At 72.8% G+C, this 16,006-nt stretch carries 15 protein-coding genes and 1 rRNA gene; 13 read left to right on the forward strand and 3 right to left on the reverse strand.

Annotated features, from left to right (window positions below; all coding sequences use genetic code 11):
- The 3 genes from rrf to ACWD2L_RS31440 all read left to right on the forward strand — a co-directional run.
- Positions 1 to 93 (forward strand): 5S ribosomal RNA (rrf, locus tag ACWD2L_RS31430); the annotation flags it as partial.
- A 157-nt stretch (positions 94 to 250) separates the two neighbouring features.
- The gene (locus ACWD2L_RS31435) at positions 251 to 1,327 is read left to right on the forward strand and encodes a hypothetical protein (protein ID WP_451192684.1); all 1,077 of its coding nucleotides are present in this window, start codon (positions 251 to 253) and stop codon (positions 1,325 to 1,327) included.
- Positions 1,273 to 1,983, forward strand: coding sequence for a tetratricopeptide repeat protein (locus tag ACWD2L_RS31440; RefSeq protein ID WP_351344538.1), 711 nt, complete (start codon positions 1,273 to 1,275; stop codon positions 1,981 to 1,983). The genes ACWD2L_RS31435 and ACWD2L_RS31440 overlap by 55 nt, the downstream gene beginning before the upstream one ends.
- A gap of 77 nt (positions 1,984 to 2,060) precedes the next feature.
- On the opposite strand, the gene ACWD2L_RS31445 is transcribed toward ACWD2L_RS31440, so the two are convergent.
- A complete protein-coding gene (locus ACWD2L_RS31445; protein ID WP_351344541.1) occupies positions 2,061 to 3,362 on the reverse strand; it encodes a DUF1015 domain-containing protein in 1,302 nt (433 codons plus the stop codon).
- 72 nt (positions 3,363 to 3,434) lie between these two features.
- On the opposite strand from ACWD2L_RS31445, the gene ACWD2L_RS31450 reads away from it, so the two are divergent.
- From ACWD2L_RS31450 to ACWD2L_RS31465, 4 genes are all read left to right on the forward strand, one after another.
- Positions 3,435 to 4,502 (forward strand): HAD hydrolase-like protein, encoded by a 1,068-nt coding sequence (locus ACWD2L_RS31450; RefSeq protein WP_351344544.1) that lies wholly within the window; start codon positions 3,435 to 3,437, stop codon positions 4,500 to 4,502.
- A 194-nt stretch (positions 4,503 to 4,696) separates the two neighbouring features.
- A complete protein-coding gene (locus ACWD2L_RS31455) occupies positions 4,697 to 5,743 on the forward strand; it encodes a FecCD family ABC transporter permease (protein ID WP_351344547.1) in 1,047 nt (348 codons plus the stop codon).
- Positions 5,740 to 6,804, forward strand: coding sequence for a FecCD family ABC transporter permease (locus ACWD2L_RS31460; RefSeq protein ID WP_451192687.1), 1,065 nt, complete (start codon positions 5,740 to 5,742; stop codon positions 6,802 to 6,804). The genes ACWD2L_RS31455 and ACWD2L_RS31460 overlap by 4 nt, the downstream gene beginning before the upstream one ends.
- Positions 6,801 to 7,676 carry an ABC transporter ATP-binding protein gene (locus tag ACWD2L_RS31465; RefSeq protein ID WP_351344550.1) on the forward strand — a complete coding sequence of 292 codons (876 nt, stop codon included), beginning with the start codon at positions 6,801 to 6,803 and terminating at the stop codon, positions 7,674 to 7,676. The genes ACWD2L_RS31460 and ACWD2L_RS31465 overlap by 4 nt, the downstream gene beginning before the upstream one ends.
- Here the strand turns inward: ACWD2L_RS31465 and ACWD2L_RS31470 are convergent.
- The gene (locus ACWD2L_RS31470; RefSeq protein WP_351344552.1) at positions 7,660 to 8,007 is read right to left on the reverse strand and encodes an SCP2 sterol-binding domain-containing protein; all 348 of its coding nucleotides are present in this window, start codon (positions 8,005 to 8,007) and stop codon (positions 7,660 to 7,662) included. The genes ACWD2L_RS31465 and ACWD2L_RS31470 overlap by 17 nt on opposite strands.
- A 42-nt stretch (positions 8,008 to 8,049) precedes the next feature.
- On the opposite strand from ACWD2L_RS31470, the gene ACWD2L_RS31475 reads away from it, so the two are divergent.
- From ACWD2L_RS31475 to ACWD2L_RS31500, 6 genes are all read left to right on the forward strand, one after another.
- Entirely contained in the window at positions 8,050 to 8,334 is a 285-nt protein-coding gene (locus tag ACWD2L_RS31475; protein WP_351344555.1) for a hypothetical protein, read from the forward strand.
- A gap of 6 nt (positions 8,335 to 8,340) precedes the next feature.
- Positions 8,341 to 9,156 carry a TlyA family RNA methyltransferase gene (locus ACWD2L_RS31480; RefSeq protein WP_351344557.1) on the forward strand — a complete coding sequence of 272 codons (816 nt, stop codon included), beginning with the start codon at positions 8,341 to 8,343 and terminating at the stop codon, positions 9,154 to 9,156.
- A 14-nt stretch (positions 9,157 to 9,170) separates the two neighbouring features.
- Entirely contained in the window at positions 9,171 to 10,082 is a 912-nt protein-coding gene (locus ACWD2L_RS31485; RefSeq protein WP_351344565.1) for an NAD kinase, read from the forward strand.
- 136 nt (positions 10,083 to 10,218) lie between these two features.
- A complete protein-coding gene (gene recN, locus ACWD2L_RS31490) occupies positions 10,219 to 11,952 on the forward strand; it encodes a DNA repair protein RecN (protein WP_351344568.1) in 1,734 nt (577 codons plus the stop codon).
- 187 nt (positions 11,953 to 12,139) lie between these two features.
- On the forward strand, positions 12,140 to 12,895 hold the full coding sequence (locus tag ACWD2L_RS31495) for a hypothetical protein (RefSeq protein ID WP_351344559.1): 756 nt from the start codon (positions 12,140 to 12,142) through the stop codon (positions 12,893 to 12,895).
- 275 nt (positions 12,896 to 13,170) lie between these two features.
- Positions 13,171 to 14,301, forward strand: coding sequence for a glycosyltransferase family 4 protein (locus ACWD2L_RS31500; RefSeq protein ID WP_351342226.1), 1,131 nt, complete (start codon positions 13,171 to 13,173; stop codon positions 14,299 to 14,301).
- Here ACWD2L_RS31500 and ACWD2L_RS31505 read toward each other — a convergent pair.
- Entirely contained in the window at positions 14,298 to 15,971 is a 1,674-nt protein-coding gene (locus tag ACWD2L_RS31505; RefSeq protein ID WP_351342228.1) for a PucR family transcriptional regulator, read from the reverse strand. The two genes, ACWD2L_RS31500 and ACWD2L_RS31505, sit on opposite strands and share 4 nt — an antisense overlap.
- Positions 15,972 to 16,006 lie beyond the last annotated feature (35 nt).

The raw sequence follows: 16,006 nt of genomic DNA on the forward strand, positions 1-16,006 counted from the left end.
ACGCCCGGTTACATTCCGAACCCGGAAGCTAAGCCTCACAGCGCCGATGGTACTGCAGGGGGGACCCTGTGGGAGAGTAGGACGCCGCCGAACTATTTTTGAGAGGACCCTTGGTCCCGGCACACATGCTGGGACCAAGGGTCCTTTTTGTATTTCCAGAGCTTTTCTCGGAGCGCGCCGGCACCCCGGTTGCGCGAGAATGACTGCGGTACCGAAGACAGGAGTCGACCGATGGCCACCAACTCTCCCGATGAGCGACCGGAGCGCGATCAGCGCCGACGGGACAGTGGTGATCGGGGGGACCGGGGCGGGTTCCGCGGCAACAGCGGTGCCCCGCGTCGGGACCGTCGGGACGGGGACCGGGAGCGTCCTCCTTTCCGCCGTGATGAGCGGCGCGATGACCGTTCCCACGGTGATCGGGACCGTGGGCCGCGTCGTGACGACAGCCGGCGTGATGACAACCGCGGTGGCGGCTTCCGTCGCGATGACAACCGGCGTGACGACAACCGTGGCGGCGGCTTCCGTCGGGACGATCGGGACCGGGATCGTGGGCCGCGTCGCGACGACAACCGTGGTGGTGGCTTCCGTCGCGATGACAACCGGCGGGACGACAATCGCGGTGGCGGGTTCCGTCGGGACGACCGGGATCGTGGGCCGCGTCGTGACGACAGCCGTCGCGACGACAACCGTGGTGGCGGGTTCCGTCGCGATGACAACCGCCGTGACGACAACCGTGGTGGCGGGTTCCGTCGTGACGACAACCGGCGGGACGACAACCGTGGTGGCGGGTTCCGTCGGGACGACCGGGATCGTGGGCCGCGTCGTGACGACAGCCGTCGCGACGACAACCGTGGTGGTGGCTTCCGGCGTGACGACAGTCGGCGTGATGACAACCGTGGTGGCGGGTTCCGTCGGGATGAGCGGCGCGATGACCGTTCGTACGGGGATCGGGACCGTGACCGTGGGCCGCGTCGGGATGACCGGCGTGATGACAACCGCGGTGGTGGCTTCCGGCGGGACGACAGCCGTGGTGGTGGCTTCCGGCGCGATGACCGGCGGGACGACCGTGGGCGTGCGCCGAGCCGTGATGACCGGGGTGGGCGGCCCGGGGGGTTCCGTGGGCGGGATGACCGTCGGGACGACAGGCGTGATGACAGGCGGGACGACCGGCGCGGTGGGCCCCGGGGCCGGGATGACCGGGAGCGGGACCGTGAGCCGATCAAGCGGTTGCCGATTCCGGAGGATGTTTCCGGCGGCGAGCTCGACAAGAGCGTGCAGCAGGAGCTTCAGTCCCTGCCGAGGGGGCTCGCCGAGGACGTCGCGATGAACCTCGTGATGGTGGCCCGGCTGATCGACGAGGACCCGGAGCAGGCGTACGCGTACTCCAGGATCGCGCTGCGTCTCGCGTCGCGGGTCGCTGCCGTGCGGGAGGCCGCAGGGTTCGCCGCGTACGGGACCCAGAAGTACAGCGAGGCGCTCGCCGAGTTCAGGGCCGCGCGGCGGATGACCGGGAGCGCGGAGCTGTGGCCGCTCATGGCCGACTGTGAGCGTGGGCTCGGCCGTCCCGAGAAGGCGCTGGACATGGCCGGTGCTCCCGAGGTGTCGAAGCTGGACAAGGCCGGGCAGGTCGAGATGCGGCTCGTGGCCGCAGGCGCGCGGCGGGACATGGGGCAGCTGGACGCCGCCATCGTGACGCTGCAGAGCCCGGAGCTGGCCTCGAACGCCACGCAACCGTGGACCGCGCGCCTGCGCTACGCGTACGCCGACGCACTGCTGGAGGCCGGGCGCGAGGGCGAGGCGCGGGAGTGGTTCGCCAAGGCCGTCGAGTCCGACAAGGAGGGCAGCACGGACGCGTCCGACCGGCTCGCCGAGCTGGACGGTGTGGAGTTCGTGGACGCCTTCGACGACAGTGACGAGGACGGCGCCCCGGCGCCTGAGGGCGACAGTGCCGCTGACGAGCGCGAGGAGCGCGACGAGCGGTAGAGCGTGATGGCATGACGATGACGAACGGGCGGGCTCCCTCGGGGGCCCGCCCGTTCGTCGTTGTACCGGGTTGTTTCTCAGTCGTCCGTCAGTGTGCGCAGTACCAGGCCCGTGGCCGGCTTCGGGCCGAACGACGTGGACTTGCGGGGCATCGTCACGCCCTGGCGGGCCAGTTCGCGGACGACCTCCTCGCGGACCGGGTGCATCAGGACCGCCGTGCCGCCGTCGCGGCGCGCCTTGTCGACCGTGGCCTGCGTGTCGTGGATGTACGAGACGTCGGCGGGGGAGTCCTCCGGGATGCCCCAGACGTCGCCGAGGAGCGTGGAGTGCAGCACCGTGGCGTCGAGGGTGCGCCAGGCCTCGGGGCGATCGGCCGGAATCGTACGGTCCAGGAGCGCCGGGTCGGGGCGGTCCAGGAGGTGGTACGTGTCCTCGGTGCCGGTGAGGAGGAAGGCGTTGCCGTGGGATGCCGCCTGCGCCAGGGTCTCCATCGCGTGCGGGAGCGGGCCCGTGATCTCGCGTACGCGGAAGTGGGGGCGGGCCGCCGCCAGTGCCCGGTCGAGGGGGAGGCGGCCGAGGAGGCGGTGGATGGCGCGGACCCGGAGGGGGTAGCGGGCCGTGTCGACCAGGAGGACCAGGCCGTAGTCCCAGGGGGTGCGGCCCGGCGACGTGTGTTCGGTGCGCAGGCGCAGGTAGGTGGCCCAGCGGTGGTGGCCGTCCGCGATCAGCGCCTGGTGGGCGGCGAGGCCGCCTCGGACCTGGCGCTGGTCGGCGGGGTCCGTGAGGGCCCAGAGGCGGTGGCTGTAACCGTCCTCGGTGGTCGTGGCGAGGAGGGGGGCGCGCTGGACCGTGCGCTCGATGACGGCGGTGGCGCCGGTCGCGTTTCCGTTGCCCCGATAGGTCAGCAGGAGCGGTTCGAGGTTCGCGGCCGTCGTGCGCATGAGCCCTGCCCGGTCCTCGACCACATGAGGCATGACGTCCTCGTGGGGCAGGACCACACCTTCCGAGGCCTCGGAGAGGTGGAGGGCGCCGATGATGCCGCGTTGCAGCATGTCGCCGTTTCGCTGCTCGTATACGTAGAAGGCGGGTTCGGCGTCGGGGGCGAGGACGCCCTCGGCGAGCCAGCGGTGCAGGGTGGCGGCCGCCAGGTCGTTGCGGGCCCCGGGCTCCACGGCCTGCGGCAGGATCAGGCGGACGATGTTGTGCGGGTCCGCGTTCTCCAGGTGCAGCAGACCGTCGGGCCGTACGACTACGTCGTACGGGGGCGAGGTCACGGCGGCGAGGCTGCCCACCTGCTCGGGGACGTAGCGGACACCCCTGAACGGGATCAGGTCCAGGCCGTTGCTGCCCGACTGTGCCGTGCGACCTGCAGTGTTCATCCCCGCATCGTACGAGTGTCAGTGCCGTGGGGGATGATCGGGGGAGTGGGATCGAGCGAGGAGAGATGCGGAATGAGCCAGGTCCACAGCGCGAGCGCGGCGGCCGACGGTGGGGCCCGGGTGCGGCCCGGTGACAGTGCGCGGGCGTTGAACGAGGCGTACGACACCGCGCTGCTCGATCTCGACGGGGTCGTGTACGCGGGTGGGCTTGCCATCGCGCATGCCGTCGATTCGCTGGCCGTGGCGCGCGACGGCGGGATGGGGCTCGCGTACGTCACGAACAACGCGCTGCGTACGCCGGACGCCGTCGCCGAGCATCTGACCGAGCTCGGGATCCCGACAGGGGCCGCCGATGTCATCACTTCGGCGCAGGCCGTCGCGCGGCTCATCAGCGAGCAAGTGCCCGAAGGGGCGCGGGTGTTGGTGATCGGCGGCGAGGGCCTGCGGGTGGCCCTGCGGGAGCGTGGGCTCGTGCCGGTGGACTCCGCCGACGAGGACCCGGCCGCCGTGGCGCAGGGGTACGGCGGGCCCGACATGGCGTGGGGGCGGTTCGCGGAGGCCTGTTACGGCATCGCGCGCGGTGTGCCCTGGTTCGCCTCCAACACTGACCTGACGATTCCGAGTGCGCGTGGGATCGCGCCGGGGAACGGGGCGGCGGTGGAGGTCGTCCGGATCGCGACGGGTGCCGAGCCGCAGGTCGCGGGGAAGCCGTTGCCCCCGATGCACAAGGAGACGATTCTGCGGACCGGGGCGGAGGCTCCGCTGGTGGTGGGGGATCGGCTCGATACGGATATCGAGGGGGCGTTCAACGGGGGCGTGGACTCGCTGCTCGTGCTGACCGGTGTCACCGATGCCGCGCAGTTGCTCGCCGCGCCGCCGCAGCATCGGCCCACGTATGTGGATGTGGATCTGCGGGGGCTGCTTACCGGGCAGCCGGAGGTCGAGGAAGTTCAGGGTGGGGACGGGGGGTTCCGGTGCGGGGGCTGGACGGCGGTTGCCGGGGGCGGGGAGTTGCGTGTCGAGGGGGACGGTGAGGCGATCGACGGGTTGCGGGCGCTGTGTGGGGCGGCGTGGGGTGTGGCCGGGGATGGTGTGTGCGAGCTGGATGCGGGGAAGGCGGTGGCGCGGCTGGGGCTATAGCGCGCCCTGCGCCCTGCGCTTCGGGGAGGCGACGGGGTTGGGCTGGGCGTGTGCTTGCCCCGCACCGGGGTGCCGCCTTGCCCACCCTGCCGCCCCTGGCGGCAGATTGCCCAAGGCGGCCGGGTGGCAGCGGATTACCAAGGCGGGGTGGGACCGTGATGTCGGGGAGTTGCAGGGTAGGCTAACCTAACTTCGTGTTGGTCGACAGTCCTCCCGAAGCCAGCGCGGTGACCGCTCCCGCGCCCCCCGGCCGTCGTGCGGCGATACGCACCGTCGGGCTGCTCGCGTCTGTCCTGGTGCTGGTGGCCGTCCTTGTGGCGAGCATCGCCGTGGGCGCCAAACCGCTCGCGCTCGACCAGGTCTGGCACGGCCTGTTCCAGGACACCGGGAACTACGCGGACGTGGTCGTCGGTGAGCGTGTGTCGCGCACCCTGCTCGGCCTGCTGGCCGGGATCGCGCTCGGCCTCGCCGGCGCCGTGCTGCAGGCGCTGACCCGCAACCCCCTCGCGGACCCCGGCATCCTCGGCATCAACATGGGCGCGTCGGCCGCCGTCGTCTCCGCCATCAGTTTCTTCGGGGTGACCTCGCTCACCGGCTACGTATGGTTCGCCTTCGCGGGCGCGGCGGCCGTGGGCGTCCTCGTCTACGCGCTCGGCGGCACCCGCAACGCGACGCCCGTGCGGCTCGCGCTCGCCGGTACCGCGATCAACGCGGCGCTCTCCGGCTATCTCTACGCGGTGATGATCACCGATGACATGGCCCTCAACCGGATGCGGTTCTGGCAGGTCGGCTCGCTGGCCACGTCCACCATGCACACCATCGAGCAGGTGTGGCCGTTCATCGCCGTCGGCGCCGTGCTCGCGCTGCTGCTCTCGCGCCCGCTCAACGCCATGGCCATGGGCGACGACACCGCCCGCGCGCTCGGCGCCCACCTCGGCCGCACCCGCGCCCTGAGCATGGTCGCCGCGACGCTGCTGTGCGGCGCGGCCACCGCGGCCTGCGGACCGATCGCCTTCGTCGGCCTGATGGTGCCGCACATGGTCCGCTCGTTCACCGGGCCCGACATGCGCTGGATCATGCCGTACGCGGCGGTCCTCTCGCCCGTGCTGCTGCTCGGCGCCGACGTCGTCGGCCGGCTCGTGGCCCGTCCGTCCGAGCTCCAGGTCGGCATCGTCACGGCCGTCATCGGCGCGCCGGTCTTCATCGTGCTCGTACGTCGCCGAAGGATGGCCCAGCTGTGAACGCGACCGAGACCCGTATCAAGAAGTCCAGGGCCAAGGCGATACGCACCCCGGGCGGCCTCTCCTTCCGGCTCGACGTCCGCTCGCTCCTCGTCGTCGCCGTCCTCCTCGTGGCGGCGCTCGCCGCGAGCGTCTTCCTCATCGGCACCGGCGACTTCCCGATCCCGGTCTCCGACGTGCTGCGCACCCTCGCGGGCAACGGGGACGCCGGGCAGGAATTCATCATCAACGACCTGCGCCTGCCGCGGGTCCTCGTCGGTCTGCTCGTCGGCGCCGCGCTCGGCCTGTCCGGAGCGCTCTTCCAGTCCGTGTCCCGCAACCCGCTGGGCAGCCCCGATGTGCTCGGCCTCGGGCAGGGCTCGACCGCGGGCGCGCTCGTGATGATCGTGATCTTCGGGGGCAGCGCCACGCAGGTCGCCCTCGGTGCGCTCGTCGGCGGTCTCGTCACCGGCGTCGCCATCTACGTACTCGCCTGGAAGCGGGGCGTGCACGGCTACCGGCTCGTCCTTGTCGGTATCGGTGTCTCCGCCTTTGTGACCGCGGTCAACGGGTATCTGCTCACGAAGGCCGACTTCGTGGACGCCGCCCGCGCCACCGTGTGGATGACCGGCTCGCTCAACGGCCGCGACTGGGCGCAGGTCTGGCCGCTGCTGATCATGTTCGTCGTGCTGATCCCGCTCGTCGCCGCGGCCGCGCGCCCGCTGCGGATGCTGGAGATGGGCGACGACGCGGCGGGCGGCCTCGGCGTACGCGTCGAGCGCACTCGGCTGCTGCTCCTCACGGCCTCCGTCGTGCTGACGGCCGCCGCCACCGCGGCCGCGGGCCCGGTCACCTTCGTCGCGCTGACCGCGCCGCAGATCGTCCGGCGGCTGACCAAGTCGCCGGGGCCGAACCTGGCGGCGTCGACGATCCTGGGCGCGGCCCTGCTGATCGTCGCCGACCTGGTCTCGCAGCGGGCGTTCGGCGCCGACCAGCTGCCCGTCGGCGTGGTCACAGGCGTCGTCGGCGGCATCTATCTGCTGTGGCTGCTGGTGACCGAGCGCAAGGCGGGCCGCATATGAGCCCCCGTGACGGACACCGGCCCGATGACTCTCGTACGAACCAAAGGAGCACCGCAGTGAACAGGCTGATAGCCGACGACGTGACCCTCGGATACGACCAGCGCGTCATCGCCGAGAAGCTGTCGGTGGAGATCCCCGACAACTCGTTCACGGTGATCGTCGGCCCCAACGCCTGCGGCAAGTCCACGCTGCTGCGCGCCCTGTCGCGGATGCTCAAGCCGAGCGCCGGCCGCGTCCTGCTCGACGGCAGCGTCATCCAGTCGATGCCCGCCAAGAAGGTCGCCAAGACGCTCGGCCTGCTGCCGCAGTCGTCGACGGCGCCCGACGGCATCACCGTCGGCGACCTCGTGGCCCGCGGCCGCTACCCGCACCAGGGTCTGCTGCGCCAGTGGTCGTCCGACGACGAGCGGATCGTCCAGGAGTCGATGGGCTCCACCGGTGTCGCCGAGCTCGCCGAGCGGTACGTCGACGAGCTCTCCGGCGGCCAGCGCCAGCGCGTGTGGATCGCGATGGCGCTCGCCCAGCAGACGCCGCTGCTGCTGCTCGACGAGCCGACGACGTACCTCGACATCCAGCACCAGATCGACGTTCTCGACCTCTGCGCCGAGCTGCACGAGGAGCAGGGGCGCACGCTCGTCGCCGTCCTGCACGACCTCAACCACGCGGCCCGCTACGCCACCCACCTCATCGCCCTGCGCGAGGGCGAGGTGATCGCGGAGGGTGCGCCCAAGGACATCGTCACGGCCGAACTCGTCGAGCGGCTCTTCGGCATGAAGTGCCAGGTCATCGACGACCCGGAGACGGGGACCCCGCTGGTGGTGCCGGCCGCGCGCAAGGCGCGCCGCAAGGAGATCGCTACAGCAGCGTCCTGAGCCGCAGGAGGTCGCGGAAGGACGCCTCGAGCTTGACGCGTCCCGACGCCCACGCCTTTGCGAAGTTCAGCTCGCCGTCGACCATCGCCACCAGGTCGTCCCCGGTCAGCGCGAGCCGGATCTGCGCCTTCTCGGCAGGCGGCCCCTGGCGGGTGTCGAGGACCTCGATCCGGCCGTCCTTGAGTCGGCCGGAAAACGTCACGTCGAGGTCGGTGATGCGGCAGCTCAGCGAGCGGTCCAGGGCCGCGGCCGTGCGCACGTCCCCGCCGGCCCCCGCCATGTTGTCCGAGAGTTTGTCGAGCGCTGCCCGGCACTGCTCCATCGTCGCCATCGTGATCGACGGTACACCGGCGCTTCGGGGTAGCGTCGGGGCATGAGCGAGACGCCCACCGAGCCCACCGACGTGCCGGAACCCGCAGCCGAGCCGGCCGCGGAGCCTTCGTACGACCCCGCGGCCCCCGCCCCGCTCGGCATCGGGCGCACCCCCACGGGCAACGCCGAGGTGGACGCGCAGCTGGAGCGGCTCGGCGATGTGGACCACCTCGCCGCGGACGGGCACGCAGAGGTGTACGAGGATGTACATCAGGGCCTGCGGAACGCGCTGACCGCGCTGGACGCACACCCGACTTCCCCGTCTCCGTACGACAACAGGAGCTGAACCACCGTGGCAGGTGTGGCACGTCGCCGCCTCGACGCCGAACTCGTCAACCGCAAACTGGCGCGCTCGCGCGAGCACGCGAGCCAGCTGATCGCGGCCGGTCGGGTCAGCGTCTCCAAGATCGTCGCAACCAAACCCGCGACGCAGGTCAACGAGGGCGTGTCGATCGTGGTCGCGGCGGACGACGGCGACCCCGACTACGTCTCGCGCGGCGGGCACAAGCTCGCGGGCGCGCTGGAGGCGTTCGGTCCGCAGGGCCTCGAGGTCCAGGGGCGCAGGGCGCTGGACGCGGGAGCGTCCACCGGTGGCTTCACCGATGTGCTGCTGCGGGCCGGGGTCGCGCACGTCGTCGCCGTCGATGTCGGCTACGGGCAACTCGCGTGGTCGCTGCAGAGCGATGAACGCGTCACCGTCAAGGACCGTACGAACGTACGCGAATTGACGTTGGAGGCGGTCGATGACGTACCCGTGGACATCGTGGTCGGGGACCTGTCCTTCATCCCGCTCGGCCTTGTGCTGCCCGCCCTCGCGCGCTGCGCGGCACCGGAGGCGGATCTCGTGCTGATGGTCAAGCCGCAGTTCGAGGTGGGCAAGGAGCGGCTCGGCAGCGGGGGCGTCGTGCGCAGCCCCGAACTGCGGGCCGAGGCGGTGCGCAGGGTCGCCGAGCAGGCATGGAAGCTCGGGTACGGCGCGCGCGGGGTGACCGCGAGCCCCCTGCCGGGACCGTCCGGGAACGTCGAGTACTTTCTGTGGCTGCGTGCCGGGGCGGATCAGCTCGACCCGGCCGACGTGGATCGCGCAGTGGCGGAGGGCCCCCGTTGACCAAGCCGAATCAGTTGCCGCAGACCCGGGATCGGACGGTGTTCCTGCTCGCCCACACGGGCCGGCCCGCCGCGATCCGCAGCGCCGAACTCGTCGTGCAGGGGCTCCTGCGCAGCGGCCTCGGGGTGCGGGTCCTGGAGACGGAGGCGCAGGACCTGCCGCTGCCCGACACCGTGGAACTGGTGAAGGAGTCCGAGGCGACGCCCGCCTGCCTCGACGGCTGCGAGCTGCTCATCGTGCTCGGCGGTGACGGGACGCTGCTGCGCGGCGCCGAGTTCGCGCGGGCGTCCGGGGTGCCGATGCTCGGGGTGAACCTGGGCCGTGTCGGCTTCCTCGCGGAGGCGGAGCGCGACGACCTGGACAAGGTCGTCGACCGCGTCGTCACCAAGGAGTACGCGGTCGAGGAGCGCATGACGATCGACGTCGCCGTGCACCGCAACGGCGACGTCGTGCACCGGGACTGGGCGCTCAATGAGGCGGCCGTGCAGAAGATCGAGCCCGAGCGGATGCTCGAGGTCGTCCTTGAGATCGACGGTCGGCCGGTAACCGGGTTCGGGTGCGACGGCATCGTGTGCGCCACCCCGACCGGGTCCACCGCGTACGCGTTCTCGGCCGGCGGGCCCGTGGTGTGGCCCGAGGTCGAGGCGCTGCTCATGGTGCCGATCAGCGCGCACGCCCTGTTCGCGAAGCCGCTCATCACCTCGCCGGATTCGGTGCTCGCCGTCGAGGTGCAGCAGCACACGCCGCACGGCGTGCTGTGGTGCGACGGGCGGCGGACCGTGGAGCTGCCGCCGGGCGCGCGGATCGAGGTGCGCCGGGGCGAGGTGCCGGTGCGGCTCGCGCGGCTGCACCACGCGGTGTTCACCGACCGGCTCGTGGCCAAGTTCGCGCTCCCGGTCGCCGGGTGGCGCGGCGCACCGCAGTGAGCGGCACGTTCGAGTGACGGCGGCGTGAAGGTTTGTCGCCGGAAGTCCCCTTCCACCTGCTGAATCGGGGGAGGGGGCCGGGGTCCGTCGCACGGACGGCCTTCGACCTCGTAAGGTCAGAGGCGTGTTGGAGGAGATGCGGATACGGTCGCTCGGAGTCATCGACGACGCCGTGGTCGAGCTTTCGCCCGGCTTCACGGCGGTCACCGGTGAAACGGGCGCGGGCAAGACCATGGTCGTCACCAGTCTCGGTTTGCTGCTCGGCGGTCGCGCCGACGCCGCGCTCGTACGGATCGGGGCGAAGAACGCCGTGGTCGAGGGGCGCATCGCCGTACCCGCGGGCTCGGGCGCGCGCGGGCGGGCCGAGGAGGCCGGGGCCGAGCTCGACGACGGGGTGCTGCTGCTCAGCCGCACCGTGTCCGCCGAGGGGCGCTCCCGGGCGCACCTGGGCGGGCGGTCCGTTCCGGTGGGTGTGCTGAGCGAGCTGGCGGACGACCTGGTCGCCGTGCACGGCCAGACCGACCAGCAGGGACTTTTGAAGCTCGGCCGGCAGCGGCAGGCGCTCGACCGGTACGCGGGGGACGCCGTCGCGGCGCCGCTCGCCAAGTACGGGACCGTCTACAAGCGGCTGAGGGCCGTCGGCGCCGAGCTGGACGAGATCACCACGCGCGCGCGGGAGCGGGCGCAGGAGGCGGATCTGCTGCGCTTCGGGCTCGACGAGATCGGCGCGGTGGAGCCCAGGGCGGGCGAGGACGTGGAGCTGGCCGAGGAGGCCTCCCGGCTCGGCCACGCGGAGGCGCTGGCCTCGGCGGCGGCCGTCGCGCACGCCGCGCTCGCCGGAAACCCCGAGGACCCGGAGGGTGTCGACGCGCAGACGCTGGTCGGCGGCGCGCACCGGGCCCTGGAGGCCGTGCGCTCCCACGACTCGGCGCTCGGCACGCTCGCGGAGCGGATCGGCGAGGTGCAGATCCTGCTCACGGACGTCGCCGCCGAACTGGCCGGTTACGCCGACGACTTGGACGCCGACCCGCTGCGGCTGTCCGCGGTGGAGGAGCGGCGGGCCGCGCTCACGGCGCTCACCCGCAAGTACGGCGAGGACGTGACGGCGGTGCTGGCCTGGGCCGAGACGAGCGCCGCGCGCCTTCTCGAACTCGACGGCGACGACGAGCGGATCGGCGAGCTGACCGCGGAGCGCGACTCGCTGCGCGGCGAACTGGGCGTACTGGCGCAGGAATTGACGCACGCGCGCGTGGAGGCGGCCGACCGCTTCGCGGCCGCGGTCACCGAGGAGCTGTCCTCGCTCGCGATGCCGCACGCCCGGGTCTCCTTCGACATCCGGCAGGCGGAGACGGACGCGGCGGACGGTGTCGAGGTCGACGGCAGGAACGTGGCCTGCGGCCCCAGCGGTGTCGACGAGGTGGAGCTGCTGCTCGCCCCGCACCCCGGCGCGCCGGCCCGGCCCATCGCGAAGGGCGCGTCCGGCGGTGAGCTGTCGCGTGTGATGCTCGCCGTGGAGGTCGTCTTCGCGGGCAACGATCCGGTACCTACGTATCTCTTCGACGAGGTAGATGCGGGTGTGGGCGGCAAGGCCGCCGTCGAGATCGGCCGGCGTCTGGCCAAGCTCGCCAGGTCGGCGCAGGTCGTGGTCGTCACGCACCTGCCGCAGGTCGCCGCGTTCGCCGACCGTCAGCTCCTGGTCGAGAAGACCAACGACGGCTCCGTGACGAGTTCCGGTGTGACGGTGCTCGAGGGCGAGGACCGGGTACGGGAGTTGTCCCGGATGCTGGCGGGCCAGGAGGACTCGGAGACGGCGCGGGCCCATGCGGAGGAGTTGTTGGCGGCGGCCAAATCAAGCCCCTGCGGCGATTGAGCAGCGGGGTCCGGGGCGGAGCCCCGAGGCCGCAACCGCGCCGGGGCCTGGGCCGCCGTGAACGGTGCGCTGCACCGGGGTGCCGCCTTGCCCACCCTGCCGCCCGATGGGGCCTCCCCCTGCTCGAGCTTGTTCGAGAGCTTGGGGAAGGCAGATTGCCCAAGGCGGGGCGGCCTAGGGTGAGGGCATGATCGACGTCAATCGTGCTTTGCGGTCCGCCGCCCTCGCCGCCGGTGTCACCGGCGCCGTCCGTACGGCGCTGCGCCGCACCAAGCCGGGCGGTATGTGGGACCGCAAGAACTACGCCGGCCGCACCGTCGACCTGTGTCCCGGGCCCGCCGTCACCGTGGGTGCGGCGGCGGGGGCGCTCGTCGCCGAGCCGGAGGTGAGGGGTGCCGCGGTGCTTGCCACGTTCGTGGCCGGGGCCTGCGGCGGATACGACGACGTGGCGGGGCACGGTGACCCGCGGCGTGGCTTCCGGGATCACCTCGGCGCGCTGCGGGACGGCGAACTCACCAGCGGCGCCGTGAAGTTGTTCGGGATCTCGGCGGCGGGGCTCGTGGCCGGCGCACTGCTCAAGGAGCGCTACGTCGACAAAGCGCTCGCAGGCGTCGTCATCGCGGGCACCGCGCACTTCGTCAACCTCGTCGACGTGCGACCGGGGCGCGCGGCCCAAGTCGCCCTGGCGCTCGGCGTTCCGGGGCTGTTGCGCGGCTCGCTCGCCGCCGCGCCGATGGGCGCCGCCGCTGCCGTACTGCCCGACGACCTCGCCGAGCGCGGGATGCTCGGCGACGCGGGCGCGCACGCGCTCGGTGCCGCCGTCGGCGTCGCCATCGTCGCGGGGAACGGACGGCCCGGCCTCGTGGCGCACGCCGCCGGGCTCGTCGCCGCGACCGTGTACGGGGACCGGGTGAGCGCACTGGCCCAGCGCCCACTTACGTAAGCATCGGGCCCCTCAACTCACCCATGTGGGTGGTCCGGTGCGTCGTGTTGCCCAGGCCCGGGCGGTGCCGGACGGCGGCCGGTGCCGGAATGTCGGTACGGGCTGGCATCCTGGGGGCCGACGGTATACGTATCCCTGAGCCCGTACTCTCCGTATACCTAGGGTCTGTCGTTTGGGTCAGGCCAGACCCCACGAGCCCGGCCTGACCCAAACGACAGACCCTAGCCCCTTCCGTACCTACCGAATTCGCCGACACCCCTCAGGAGCCCGGCCGCGTGAGCCACCCCAGCAGCCCGTCAGCGCACGGAAAGCCGACGCTGCGCACCGTGCAGGTGCTGGGCGGCGGCAGCGCGGGCAGCAGTGCCCATGTCCGGTCCCTGACCGCGGGGTTGGTGGCCCGCGGGGTGCGTGTCACGGTGTGCGCGCCGATGGCGGCCGAGCGGGCGTACGGGTTCGCGGACGCGGGCGCGCACCACCTTCCGGTGCCGCGCCGCGGCGACCCGGCGTCCGTCGCCGCGCTCCGCGTCGCCTGCACCGACGCCGACCTCGTGCACGCGCACGGGCTGCACGCCTCGCTTCGTGCGGCCGTGGCGCTCAGCGGCCGCCGCGTCCCGCTCGTCGTCACCTGGCACACCCGCTCGCACGCCGAGGGCGCCCGCTCCCACCTGCTGCGCGCGCTGGAGCGGCGCGTGGCCAGGGCGGCGGCCGTCGTCCTCGGCACCTCCTCCGACCTGGTGGACCGGGCGCGGGCGCGCGGCGCGCGGGACGCCCGGCTCGCAGCGGTGTCCTTTCCGGCGCCGCACGGACCGCTCCCGCAGGGCGAGGAGGCCGAGCGCACCCGCAACAAGACGCGGGCCGAACTCGGCTGTGTGGACCGCCCGTTACTGATGGCCGTCGGCAGCCTGGAGCGGCACCGCGGGTACGACGTGCTGCTCGACGCCGCGCACGCGCTGCTCGGGCTCGACCCCGTGCCGCTGCTGGTGATCGCGGGGGAGGGCCCCGAGCGGCCCGCGCTCCAGCGGCGCATCGAGGCCGAGGGGCTGCCGGTGCGGCTCGCGGGGCGCCGCGGCGACGTGGCCGAACTGCTGCACGCGGCCGATGTCGCCGTGCTGCCCAGCAGTTGGGAGTCCCGCTCGCTGCTCGCGCAGGAGGCGCTGCACGCGCGCGTACCGCTCGTGGCGACGGATGTCGGCGGCGTCTCCGAACTGGTCGGGGACGGCGCGGAGTTGGTCCCCTCCGGAGACGCGCCCGCGCTCGCCCGCGCCGTGGCGGGGATCCTCGCCGACCCCGTGCGGCGCGAACAGCTCAAGGAACGAGGCTCCGCGCAGGCGGCGTCCTGGCCGACCGAGGATGCGACGGTCGCCCAAGTGCTCAGTGTCTATGACGAATTGACGGGCTTTCACTAGGGGGCCTGGGGCGTGGCCGGAGTGTGCCGGCGGGCCCGCAGCGCCAGGCTCAGCGCGAGCACCGTCTGCGGATCGTCCAGGTCCGTGCCGAGCAACTCGCCTATCCGCGCGAGGCGGTTGTAGAGCGTCTGCCGGTTCAGATGGAGTTCGCGCGCCGTCTCCGCCTTGCGGCCCGCGTGCGCCAGATAGGTCTGGAGCGTGGGCAGCAGCGGCGGCTTCGCCCGTCTGTCGTGCTCCTGGAGCGGGCCGATCGCCCGCTCCACGAACGCCGCAAGGTCCGGATGCTCCCGCAGCCGCCACAGCAGCAGGTCGATGTCGAGGCGCCGCGCGTCGAACCACGGCCGGTCGTCCAGGCCCTGCGCCGCCGTCGCCGTCTCCGCCGCGTGCCGCAGCCCTGCCGCCGCCGCGGCCCAGCCGCCCGCCCCGCCGACCACCACGACCGGCGGCAGCGCGCCCGCCCGCTGCATCCCGGCTCGCGCAACGCCCGCCCGCAGCGCCGCCGCGACCCGGTCCGCGACCGCGGCCCGCTCCGACTCAGAGCGGAGCCCGAGCAGCAGCGGCACCCGCCCCTCCACAGGGCGCACGCCGAGCAGCGCCGGCACCCCGACCGAGGCCAGCTCCTCGGATACGGCCCGCGCGAGCACCGCCCAGCCGCCGCCCGGCGAAAGCCCCATGCCGGTCTCCGGCAACCGCATCACCACCGGCAGCAGCGGCCCGCTCCCGGTCGGCTTGAAGCCGAGGACGCGGGCCTGCGCCGGGGCGTCGTCCGGCGCGATCCGGCCCTCCGCGAGGTCGGTGAGGAAGTCGCCGCGCCCGCGCGCGGCCAGCTCCTCCTCCTGGCGGGCCTGCATCAGCACCACGGCGAGCGACCCGGCGGCCCGCTCCGCGGCGATCCGGTGCACGGGCGCGAGCGCCCCCGACACGGGCAGCAGCACGAGCCTGGCCCGTACGGAACCCGCTCCGGGGCCGCCGCCCGGCACATCCACGAGGACGGCGCCGCCCGGCGGCTCGTCCTGGTGCGTGCCGCGCATGCCCTCCCACACCTGGAGCGGATCGGTGATGTCGTCCTCGGCCCCGGCGGCGTAGAGCAGTTGGCCGTCGGCGGTCTCAAGGAAGACCGGGTTCCCGCTGAACTCGGCCAGAATCCGCAGGACTTGAGGCACTCCGCCGCCGCCAAGGAGGGCGTCCGTGCAGCGCCGGTGGACCTCCTCCGCCCGCTGCAACAGCGCGTAATGACCGTTGACGATCTCGGTGTGGATCTCCTCCGTCACCGTCACGAACGGCACCTCGCGGTGCAGTTGCACCAGCGGAAGGCCCGCCGCCCGCGCCGTCTCCACGAGGGCCGCGGGCAGCCGCGCGAACCGCTGGCCCAGCTCGATGACGAGTGCGGCGATGCCCCGCTCGGCCAGCTTGCGCACGAAGGCGCGCTGTTCGGCGGGGCGCGTCCCGACCCCGTAGCCCGTGGTCAGCAGCAGTTCGCCGCCCTTGAGCAGCGACGCGATGTTCGGCACCTCACCGGCGTGCACCCAGCGCACGGTCCGCTGCAGCCGCTCCCCGCCCGCCACCACCTCGGGCAGCCCGCTGCGCAGCCCGGGCAGTTCCAGGGCGCGCCGCACGGTGATGCCGCCGGGCGAGGAGAAGGCGGAGAACTCGGGCGAGGTGCTGTCCATGACACGGACGCTACCGGCGCACACGCCCGTGCAAC

Source organism: Streptomyces sp. NPDC002754 (genome assembly GCF_053592315.1).